Below are 10,167 nucleotides of genomic sequence, written 5' to 3'. Positions count from 1 at the left end.
CCAAGGCCATCGATTTGGAGGTGGCAGCTTGACGCCAAACCGCATCGGATGTCTGGTCGGCGATGACGGTGGCGTCCTTGGCGTCGGTCTTGCCCTCGCCCCGGTAGGAGGCCGAGGCGCGGTGCACGGTCGGTCCGGTGATGTAGACCATCGGCTGGTCGTGGCCGAGGAGCAGTCCGATCAGCAGTGCGGCGCCGCCGTGGTTGAGGTCAACAGCCCAGAGCACGTCGGTGTCGAGGGCCAGGACGTCCTCGATCAGTTCCAGCAGGGCCGTCTCGTCATTCAGGACCCGGCGGGACAACAGCCGTTCGCCGTTCGTATTGATCACCACGCAGTGGTGGTGTTCCTTGCCGATGTCACTCCGGCCCATATCTGGGGCACGGTCACCTCCGCCAGCTCGTCACGATCTTGCAGCCCGGCAGATGACCTCGCCGACGTTGCCCTACACAGCGATCGAGTCGCATCTCCCAATTGGCGGTCGAGTCGTCGCGGGGCTCCGGGCGGCCAAGCCTTTCAAGCCATCTGACGGCGACCCGATGACAGCCATACCCAGAGCCCCTGGGTCCCGCTGATCTTACGAATGACCAGTCCGAACCCACGACCAAGAAAGTAGGGCACCGATGAGCACGCAGACCCGCTTGTCCCTGCTGGCCCCCCAGACCGACAAGAACCTCCTCGGCACCACCTACCTCTACCCACTGCCCGACAAGATCGACAAAGCATGGCCAACCCTTCGACAGATGTACCGCGGCATCACCGGCTCCAAGGGAAACCTCCCGTACGCCGGACTGCTTACCGTCCTGCGCGCCACCGGCTACACCTGCGCGGCCCTGTACCCCCAGAGCAAGGAACACCCGCCGAAATACCTTGCCACCAGCCGCCCCATCGACCGCGACGACCTCCACGACACGATTGTCCTGTGGGAGCAGGCACTGCTGCAGACCGACCGCGACCGCTTCTCCTTCGCCTACCAGAGCGACATCGCCGACCTGATCGCCGGCACCGCCCCCGAAGAGACCCTGCTGTGGGAGCACTTCACCTCCACCGGCGGCTGCATCGACGCCCCCGGATGGGCTTGGAGGGCAGCCAGCTGGGCTGTCGCCAGCAAGCTCGCCGCCCAACCCTGGCAGATCGACGGCAAGACCGTCCGCTTCCGCCCCGACCTCGACCGCAACCTCCTGGTCTGGGACACCGACCTGCTGTGGACGAACACCTGGGGCGCCGCGTACGGCGACAAGGACACCGACAGCCCCGGCGAGGAAACCCCGGAGTGGAAGACCCGCACCCACCGCGCCGCCCTACGCCTGAAGGTGACCGTCAAGTCCTACCCCGGGCTCAACGTTCCGGTCGCGGCCATCCATCCGGTCGTCTCCCGTCTGAGCAACACCCTCCGCAGCGCCCGCACCGGCTGGTTCGCCCCTCGCGCCGCAGACGGCCCCCTGCTCAAGCTCGCCTTCGGCGGCCGCCGCGAACACACCCACGTCGACCACACCACACGCCTCGCCCTGGACGCCTGGACCCGCCTGCACGGCGAAGACGTCTTCCCACGCGCCGCCGGCGAATTCGACTTCCTCGCCCCCAGCGCCTGCGACCTCACCGGACAACCCGGCAACCTGCGCGCTCTCATCCCCTTCTCCGGCACGTACTCCATCGGCAAGGGCGACGGCATGCACTCCAGACGCGAACTCGCCCGCTACGCCAGCGCCGCCCTCGACCAACCACTGCTGCAGGCCGAACAGGTCGCCGGGCGCGCCTTCGGCAGCCGCCGCAGCACCGACCAAGGCCGCGACAGCGTCCTGCTCGACGACCCGCGCCTGGGCGAGATCCTTCTCACCGCCGGCCGCGAACGCCTGCGGATCGTCGTCCTCTACCGCCACCAGGACGAGCGCACCCGCATGCAGCGCCTGCTCGCCTACCACTACAACCGCCCCGACCTCGCCGCCACCGGTATGCCCGAGGGCACGCCGGTGCCGCTGAACGGCCCCGTCGAGGCGTTCCTTCAACCTGCGGACGACCTCCTCCGGCACGGTGACCACCACAAGCAGCGCCCCACCCTGGCCCGGCAACTCCAAGGACTCGATGCTCCCGGCGGCACAAGGCTGCTCGCCCTGTGCGAGACCGAGTACGACGCCAAGGCATGGGGCCGCCAGCGCCGCGAATCCCGTAAATCCGATTCGACGGTCGTTGACCCCTACGAGCTCGACGCCAAACCCCACGCCGCCCGTGAACTGGCCAAACTCGGAGTCATCACCCAGTTCCTCACCCCCCACAAGCCCGGACGGCGCAACCCCCGCAAGAAGGAACGCGAGATCACCACCGATCTCGACCAGCTTGGGCGCGAACTCGAAGGCGACCACCGCGGACACATGGCCATCGCCGACCTCCACCGCTCAGCTGGCCTGATCCACCCCCGCCTGACCGACGCCCTGACCTTCGGCCCCAACGGGTTCAAGGAACCGCTCGTCCACGTCGGCCTGCACCTGCGCCAACAACTCGGCGATCGTCGCGGCCCGGCGACCGAACAGCCGCGCCTCATCTGGACCCTCGTCGCGCTTGTGCCCGCTCCTGATGGACTGTGGCAGTCTCTTGCCTACCTGCCGAACGCGGACTCCCCAGGCGGCCTCTGGCTCGACTACGCCACCGCCAACACCCGCCACCGAGCCCGCCGCCTACCCGAGGGACGCAGAAAGGACGCGCAGCTTCCCCGCTCCATCGACAGGGCACTCTGGGAACTTGGCCTCTTCGCCCACGCCGCCACTGGCTACAACGTCTACGTCTCCGGCGATGAGGCCCGCAGCATCTGGCCACTACTGGCCAACCGCCATCACGGCCGCACACCCGAACTCGACGGCACCCTCGACAAGCGGCCTGCCCTGCCAGGCTTCACCCTTCCGACCGACCAGCGCCCTCGCGCCGTCCTGCGCGTGACCGCTGGTAGCGACCACGTCGCGACACCCGCCGTCATCGAACGGCTGGTGGGCACGGGCGAGGGAGACGCCGAGTTCCAGGAGCGCAAGCTCTCCACCGGTATTTTTCGAATGAACGGCACTACCCACAACTTCATCCTGTGCAACGTGCCCGAGCAGTACAAGGGAGGATCCCGCTACGCCCGGGCCGGGGAAAAGTACACCCGCTGGGCCAGCACCTCGGCAGAGGAACAGGCCGAGATCTGGTACAGCCACACCGCTACAGAGATCAGCGTTCTTCACCTTCCTGACGGCCACGACCCCGTCACCTACGCTGTGGCAGCCGCCCGCCTGTGCGACCACGCCCTGCACTGGAACTACCGCACCCGCTACCCGGCACCCATCCACCTCGGCATCCAAATGGACAAGGGCCACTGGGAATACCGGCGCACCGTCGAAGCAGACCCCGAAGCCGAAGACTGAGCCGGAGACGGCTGTCCTTCGCCGGGCCCGGCCGCCGTTGTTCCTCGGGCCGGCGAGCGCGGGCGGGCAGGAACAGCCCGGAGTACGTCAGGCACGGCTGGATACCCCCTGTCACAGCCGGATGATGTAGTTCCGTCCATGACAGACCTCCTGAGCGTGTTCGCCGTCTGGCTGATATAAGGTCCTCTTCACCCGGCGCCCCGGCCGGATCCTGCAGTCCGTCCGCCCACTGCGCACCTTCGCCTGGAACCGCCACCTGACCGGTGCGCACCGTGTCCATGCCGTGCTGCGCCTGCACGGCGTCGCCCCCGCCCGGCTGCCGGACTGCGAGGCGATGGCGAGGCGCTCTCTGGCCTCCGGCGCTCACAAGACCGGTGTGCTGCTGACCTGGGCCGTGCCGTTCCTGCTGGTCCTCGCGGCGCCGGCTATCCAGGGGACCGGCTGGGATGTCGGTGTCGTCTACGGCATGCTCCTGGCCATCACGGGGTTGGCCCTCGCGGACGCCCGTGCCACGGCCCGGGGCACCGTCTTCGCCTCGACCGCGCGGCCATGGACGTGGCCGAACTCCTGGGCACCGGCGAGGAGGCCGCCCGCCGCGCCCGGGGCCACCAGAGCCGGGCCCAGGCACTGTCAGCCGGCTCAACACCCTGTGCCGCGCCGCCCTGCTGCAGGCGACGGTCCTGTCATCGCGCACCTACCCCCAAACGCACTCCGAGATCGTCTCCAACGCCCAGGACCTGGTGGCCAACCTCAAGGGCGAGCGCGCAAGGCTCCTGCACCGGCCGCAGGACAGCCAGGCCCGCATCGCCGAACTCTGCGCGGCCGTCCTCACCGAGGCGGTCAAGCCCCACGAGAGCGAACTGCACTCCCTGCTGGTCGTCGACCCCGCCGTACTCCGCGCGCAGACGCACTGGAGCCCGGCCGGCTCCCCACGCCGCCAAACGCCCTGGCCGTCACCGTCCAGACCGCCATGGTCGCCGTCCTGCTCGGCATCGTCGTCCTGCTGGCACACCTCCAGGTGCCGGAAGCAGTGCTCCTGCTCGTCGTCGTCCTCATCGCGGCCCTGTTCGCCCGGATACTCACGGCCCTCGACCTGCCCGCCACGGAATGGCTGCGCATCTCCCGCCGCTGACCGGCCCCGGACAGGAGACGCCCGGGCCCGTCGCACCGCGGCTGCGAGGCCCGCCCGGCAGCACGCCCGGCCGCTGCGCCTGAGCGGCCTCATGACCGGGCGTTCGACCGGCTGACGGGGGACCACGGCGGGCGAGGCGCTGAGCGAAGCTACACGACCAGCCACTGACCTCCCGGTTGCTCCGCCCCCGCACGGGCCGCCTGGTACGGCCCCGACAGCCCCGGCCTCGTTTCTGCGGGCAGCGGGTGAGCACCGCGGCCGCCAGTGAGACCCGTTCCGGAGCGCTGGCGACCGAATGGCTGCGCCGTCCTCGGGCCGATCGGGAAACGGTCCTGTCGGGGATCATGCGGACGCCGGTCCGTCTGTCCGGCACTCGCGTTGCCCGCCGGCTTTGGGAAAATACGGCTGGGCCACTTTGTAGAGGTCCCTGCCGTCGGGGATCTTCCAGTGGAGCGTTGCTTGGACCGATCGCTTGGGATCGCGGCCAGTGACGGCCCTGACGATCACGTCAAGCAGTGTTCCGGGCCTGTACTGCTTTCCGTCGGCCTCCCACCGCAGCGGCGCTTTCGGATCGTCCGTCCAGACGGCATGGCCACGCCCGGGGGCTTCCTTCAGCCACTGCTCGAACTGGTCCTGATCGCCGTGGAATGCCGCGTAGCTGACGATGTCCAGCGTGATTTCCGTGCCGTCGGGTATCAGCCGGTGTTCGCAGATGACCTCGACCGCGGCAGGCACTGGTGTGCGGGTGCCTGCGGTGGCTCGTTCGGCTCGGGCACCGGCGATGGTGATCTCCTCGGTTCCCGGCGCGGGGTAGAGCGTGGAGATCGTCAGTACGTCCGGGATGTCTGCTGACGGCGTAGGTGCCAGGGCGGACCACAGTCGGGCCTGGACCAGCTTGATGTCCACGCCCATCTCGTTGAGCCATACCGCGGACGCTGTCACCGGCGCGGCGAAGCGTCCTGCGATGAGGACGAGACGAGGGCGCTTGAGGACGAGCGGGTCCAGCTCTCCGCCGCAGTGGGCGCGCAGCAGTTCCAGCGCACGGTCTGCATCCGCATCCTCTCCTTGTTTCCGCAGGAATGCGGCGTGCTGGTCGGCAAGGTTCGCCTCGGTGAAGCGTGAGGCCAGGGCCGCGTAGGTGAGAGCCTGGAGATGGGTGTCGACGGACGCATCGTCCCGTTTGAGCTCGATCACGACGAGCCGGCCCTCCCGGTCCAGCGCCAGCAGGTCCAGCCGCTTGTCCACCTGCCTGCCCGAGGTGGTGCGCCAGCGGTCGAACTCCTCGGTGACGATCAGGAGGCCGTCCTCGACGAGGCCCGGGTTGGTGATGATCCATTGCTGCAGGTCCTCGCGCTCCTTGTAGCCGAGGTCCTTCATCCGGGTCACGCCCACCGGCACCGGCTTGCCGTCCTTCAGCAGGAGCACGCTCTCGTCACTCATGACCGGGCCCTTCGACCTCCTCCGGCCGCAGGCCGGCACGGAGTGTCGATGATCGCATGCGGACGAATGTCGGTTGCGGCAGGGTACCTGTTGCCTACCGCCCGCGGGTCACAGTGCCGGGGCGCTCCCGGTTGCCCCTGTTCCTGCGAAGCCTCTGAGGCCGCTCTGCTCTCCGGCTGCGGGGAACCGGGCCGGTTCGTTGCTGTGGCGCCAGCGCTCGACGGCCCTGGTCGCGGAAGAGATGGTCCTCCAGATCGGTGTGCTCGACCCGCGGCGGTGAGACGTTCAGCCGGCGCTTTCGCGCCCGGGGCTGTCCGGAGTTTCGACCGTCACCTGCCGGTGGACCGGAGGCGGATGGCAGGGACGCCGAGCTGCTCCCACCGCGGGCGGGGGAGCTCTCGCGGCGGACGGCAAGGAGTTCGGCCCGGGTCATGCCGTTGCTGCCGATGGCCTCGTTGTCCTTGGCGTCAAGCATCGCCTCGAAGGAGGTGTACTCGGCGACTTCGACGACCTGGGTGCAGCAGCGGGTGCCGTCGGACTCGAGGGCGAGGGTCTGGGTAGCCTACGCGGACCTCGGTCATCTTGGCGCCGTCGGCGGTCGGGCCGAGGTTGGGCGGGGGATCCGGATGACGCGGTCGGGCTCGTGCGTGGGGTTTCCTTCTGCGCGGACGGGGCCGAGTGCTCGCGTGGGTCGTCGGCGGTGCCGTGGCCGGGGTATCGGCGGGCGGGGGAGGCCGCCGATCCGGTGCGCGCCCTGTGCTGGGCGAGGACGGTCAGCCGGGGCGGGGCCGGAGGGGCTGTCGGTCGAGGTCGGCGATCCCGGCCGCCAGGGCTTCCTGCACGCCATGCGCGATGCCGCCAGGGCCACCGATACGGGCCAGGGCCTCCCACTGCCCAGGGGTGACCACCACCTGGACCCGGGTGCCCCCGAGGGGGCCGGAGGAGCCGTCCGGGCATGCGCCGAATTCGGTGCTGCGACCGATCCACATCTCGGAGAGCTGCCCGATCACCTACCGGCGCCGTTCCCCGGGCCCGGGGCCGTGGTGTTCGGCGGCCGCTCGGGCGATCACGTGGGCGGCGGCACCGGGGGGCAGGGCGCCCAGTTCGCGGACGACGAGTGCGAGATGGCCGGCGAGGCTTCCGAGGGCGGACGGATACCTGTCGCTGTCGCTGTCGCCGTACGGCGCCTCGTTCAGGTCCCGGCCCGTCCCATCGCCGGCGCACTCGGCCGGGACTTCACCGGCCGGACGCTGGCCCCGCGGTGCAGGCACCGCGTGCTTGGGTCGGCCGGGCACACGGCCACGGTCGGCTCGGGTTCGTCCACGGTGTCCGTGCGCGCTGACCGCCCCACCCGGTCGTCCGCAAGGGCGGTGCCTTCGTCCCGCGCGGCGTACCCGGCGGGTTCCGCGCCCGTCGTCCTTCCGCCGGGGCCGGGGGCGTCGGACGGGACGGCAGTGTCCGTTCGCGGGTCCGGGAGGAGCTGGTCGAGCCATTCGCGGGCGGCCCGAGCGGCGCGGCGGATCACCCGCTCGTCGGCTCCGACGCGGGTGTGTACCCCGATGATCCGATTGAGGCGGGCGTTGACGTCGCGGTGCGGGTGCCGGTGGCCGTGACGAGCTGGTTCACCGTCGCAGCCAGCCGCATGCGCGACCCGGGCTCGGATTCGGCGTTGATCTCGTCGTCCCAGGGCGCGTCCGGCTCCTCGCCGGGGTAGTACTCGCACTGGCCGCAGAGTTCCAGGAGGTTGTCGACCTCGACCCGGCCGCACTGCACGCACACGCAGCCGTCGCAGGAGGCGCACAAACTGGAGGCGCTGTCCGAGTCGCGGCCCCATGCACGTTCCTGGGAGACGCACTGGCCGGTACACGGCCGAGTGGTGTAGCGCGTCATGGCCGCAGCCGGAGGCGGCTGCTCGCCCCGCTCCACGCGCGCGGCAGCCTCCGCCGCCTGGCTAGCCGCGTACTCGGCGGCTGCCCGGCGGCGCGCTTCCTGGCAGGCAGCCCATTCCGTCGGCATGAGATGCCCGGCGCACGCCACCACGGGAGCAGGGAGATCGTCATGGCTGGGCCACTCAGCAGCCTCGCGCCGGCACAAGCGCCGCGTCGACTTGGCCCGGCGAGTGCACGTCGGCATCCTGTATCCCCCATCCGGTCGTGTGGGCGGGCATCGGCGCCTCCCCAGACCCCAACCTGCGCCAACATAGGAAGACGGACCGACAACCCCTCGCCGTATCAGGGATGTTGGCTGTCCTGATTATAGTGCTGAATTCCCCAAGTTGCGGGTATAGGGCCTTTGTTGGGGTGAATCTGGTACGGCAGGGGGTGGGGTGTGCCGGGGTTGTTGCGGGCCCGTGCCGCTGTGGGGGCGGACGAGGAGAGGGTGATCGCCAGGCTCGCCGGGGCGCGGAAGGCGCCGGCGGATCTGGTGATGCGGGCGCGGATCGTCGCACTGAGCTGGTCCGGTCTGCGGGTGGCGGGGATCGCGGCGGAGCTGGGCTGTCATCCGAAGACGGTGCGGTGGTGGCTGCACCGCTTCAACGGGCTCGGCCCGGAGGGTCTGGAGGACCGGCCGATCACCGGTCGGCCGCGCCGGCTCACCGAGTTCGAGCGGTCGCGGATCATCGCTCTGGTCAAACGGGCGCCGCCCGGACGGCCGGTCCGGCAGGAGGACGGGGAACTCGCCCCTGCCGACGGGACGGGCCCGCCCGAATGGACGCTGGACGCGCTGGCGGGCGAGGCCGCGCGGCTGGGGATCGCGGTCGGGCGCTCCCAGGTGCGGCGGATCCTGCTCGCCGAGGGGGTGCGCTGGCGCCGCACCCGCTCGTGGACGCGTTCGAAGGATGTGGACTTCGAGGGAAAAGGACGCGGATCATCGGCCTGTACACCAGCCCGCCCGACGGCGCGACGGTGGTCTGCGCCGACGAGCTCGGGCCGGTGATCCCGCGCACCTTCCCGCCGGCACCGGGCTGGTCGCCGGACGGACACCGCATCAAGGCGGAGCTGGACTACAGCCGCGGCCCGGAGAAGACCTGGGTCTACGGCGGCCTGCGCGTCGCCGACGGACAACAGCTCACCATGACCGCCTCTTCCCGCAACAGCGTCTTCTACCAGCAGTTTCTTCAACTACTCGAAGACGCCGACCCCACAGGCGACATCTACGTAGTGACCGACAACCTGTCATCCCACAACAGTGTCTCCACCCGTACCTGGCTGGAGGACCACCCACGGATCCGACATGTCTTCATCCCGGTCGGCGCGTGCTGGCTCAACCTGCAGGAGGGCTGGTGGCGCATCTTCCGCAAGGCCGCACTCGCCGGGCAGTCCTTCGCCGGACCCGACGAGATCACCCAGGCCACGCGCCTGGCCACCGCCCAGCTCAACGCACGCGCCAGACCCTGGAAATGGGGCAGACCAGCTCCGCCGATCCGACAACTCCGACGCCGCTACGTATACCTGCTTTGAGGAACGCAGCAGTAGTAGGGCTTGGTCAGGTCCGTATGGGTGTGGGTATGTCGCGGTGGCATGTCGGGCAGGCGCCGGCCCAGGTGGCGAGGAGTGACTGCAGCTCGCGGACTACCTGGTAGAGGCTCAGGTCGGCGCCGTGTCTTTTGGGGCGGTGGCCAAGCGGCGGGCGGTGCGGAAGGCGTGTGCGAGGGAGGCGAGGGTGACGTGGTGGTGCCAGCCGGCGTAGGTGCGACCCTCGAAGTGGGCAAGGCCCAGGGCCTGCTTCATCTCGCGGTAGTCGTGCTCGATGCGCCAGCGGAGTTTGGCCAGGCGAACCAGGGTGGTCAGCGGGGTGTCGGCGGGCAGGTCCGAGAGCCAGAACTGCACCGGCTCGGCCTCCTTCGCGGGCCACTCGGCCAGCAGCCAGCACTCGGCCAACTCCACGCCTTCGGTGGCGTCGCGGACCTCTCGCCCGGCGGGGCGGATCCGCAGGGCCGCGAACCGCGAGTACATACGCTTCAGCCCGGTGCGGCCGTTGCCGGGGCGTGAGCCCTCGCGCCAGGACACCGGCCTGGCCGCGCCGCGTCCCGCCTTGACGGCCAGGGCCTTCATGCCGCGGCCGGGTCCGGATACCTGGCGACCGGCGGCCGTCCGATGCCGTTGTAGGGCGGGACGACCGGGCGGGCGGCGCCCGGATGGGCGGTCCAGTCGACCAGGCGGCCGGTGAAGCCCTGTCGGCCCAGACCTTCCGGACGCCGGGGTG

At 70.1% G+C, this 10,167-nt stretch carries 8 protein-coding genes and 2 pseudogenes; 4 read left to right on the top strand and 6 right to left on the bottom strand.

Translation table 11 applies throughout. The features are described 5' to 3' along the window. Window positions 1-381, bottom strand: a pseudogene (locus ACFXHB_RS37295) (IS110 family transposase); the annotation flags it as partial. A gap of 239 nt (window positions 382-620) precedes the next feature. On the opposite strand from ACFXHB_RS37295, the gene ACFXHB_RS37290 reads away from it, so the two are divergent. Both ACFXHB_RS37290 and ACFXHB_RS37285 read left to right on the top strand, forming a co-directional pair. Then, on the top strand, window positions 621-3,389 hold the full coding sequence (locus tag ACFXHB_RS37290) for an RNaseH domain-containing protein (RefSeq protein ID WP_380580237.1): 2,769 nt from the start codon (window positions 621-623) through the stop codon (window positions 3,387-3,389). A gap of 970 nt (window positions 3,390-4,359) precedes the next feature. After that, a complete protein-coding gene (locus ACFXHB_RS37285) occupies window positions 4,360-4,521 on the top strand; it encodes a hypothetical protein (RefSeq protein WP_380580235.1) in 162 nt (53 codons plus the stop codon). 342 nt (window positions 4,522-4,863) lie between these two features. On the opposite strand, the gene ACFXHB_RS37280 is transcribed toward ACFXHB_RS37285, so the two are convergent. From ACFXHB_RS37280 to ACFXHB_RS37265, 4 genes are all read right to left on the bottom strand, one after another. Then, complete coding sequence (locus tag ACFXHB_RS37280; RefSeq protein WP_380580233.1) at window positions 4,864-5,961, bottom strand: endonuclease NucS domain-containing protein; 1,098 nt, start codon at window positions 5,959-5,961, stop codon at window positions 4,864-4,866. Between the two features lie 773 nt (window positions 5,962-6,734). Then, window positions 6,735-6,971: a hypothetical protein gene (locus ACFXHB_RS37275; protein WP_380580231.1), complete on the bottom strand. Its 237-nt coding sequence runs from the start codon at window positions 6,969-6,971 to the stop codon at window positions 6,735-6,737. Then, window positions 6,972-7,256, bottom strand: coding sequence for a hypothetical protein (locus tag ACFXHB_RS37270; RefSeq protein ID WP_380580229.1), 285 nt, complete (start codon window positions 7,254-7,256; stop codon window positions 6,972-6,974). A gap of 226 nt (window positions 7,257-7,482) precedes the next feature. Next, window positions 7,483-7,851, bottom strand: coding sequence for a hypothetical protein (locus tag ACFXHB_RS37265; protein WP_380580227.1), 369 nt, complete (start codon window positions 7,849-7,851; stop codon window positions 7,483-7,485). Between the two features lie 489 nt (window positions 7,852-8,340). On the opposite strand from ACFXHB_RS37265, the gene ACFXHB_RS37260 reads away from it, so the two are divergent. Continuing rightward, complete coding sequence (locus ACFXHB_RS37260; protein ID WP_380580225.1) at window positions 8,341-8,898, top strand: helix-turn-helix domain-containing protein; 558 nt, start codon at window positions 8,341-8,343, stop codon at window positions 8,896-8,898. Beyond that, window positions 8,895-9,422 carry a transposase gene (locus tag ACFXHB_RS37255; protein ID WP_380580223.1) on the top strand — a complete coding sequence of 176 codons (528 nt, stop codon included), beginning with the start codon at window positions 8,895-8,897 and terminating at the stop codon, window positions 9,420-9,422. The genes ACFXHB_RS37260 and ACFXHB_RS37255 overlap by 4 nt, the downstream gene beginning before the upstream one ends. Before the next feature lie 126 nt (window positions 9,423-9,548). Here the strand turns inward: ACFXHB_RS37255 and ACFXHB_RS37250 are convergent. Next, window positions 9,549-10,108: pseudogene (locus ACFXHB_RS37250) on the bottom strand (transposase); the annotation flags it as partial. Window positions 10,109-10,167: the final 59 nt, after the last annotated feature.

Origin of the sequence: Kitasatospora sp. NPDC059327, from assembly GCF_042752535.1 — a bacterium.
In the GTDB taxonomy this organism is placed as follows: domain Bacteria; phylum Actinomycetota; class Actinomycetes; order Streptomycetales; family Streptomycetaceae; genus Kitasatospora.
This window is presented reverse-complemented; position numbering and strand designations above follow the sequence as displayed.

Bases quoted from the DNA above. Each gene is read 5' to 3' on its own strand.
- ACFXHB_RS37290 (WP_380580237.1), top strand. From the start codon at position 621: ATGAGCACGCAGACCCGCTTGTCCCTGCTGGCCCCCCAGACCGACAAG.
- ACFXHB_RS37285 (WP_380580235.1), top strand. From the start codon at position 4,360: ATGGTCGCCGTCCTGCTCGGCATCGTCGTCCTGCTGGCACACCTCCAG.
- ACFXHB_RS37280 (WP_380580233.1), bottom strand. From the start codon at position 5,961: ATGAGTGACGAGAGCGTGCTCCTGCTGAAGGACGGCAAGCCGGTGCCG.
- ACFXHB_RS37265 (WP_380580227.1), bottom strand. From the start codon at position 7,851: ATGACGCGCTACACCACTCGGCCGTGTACCGGCCAGTGCGTCTCCCAG.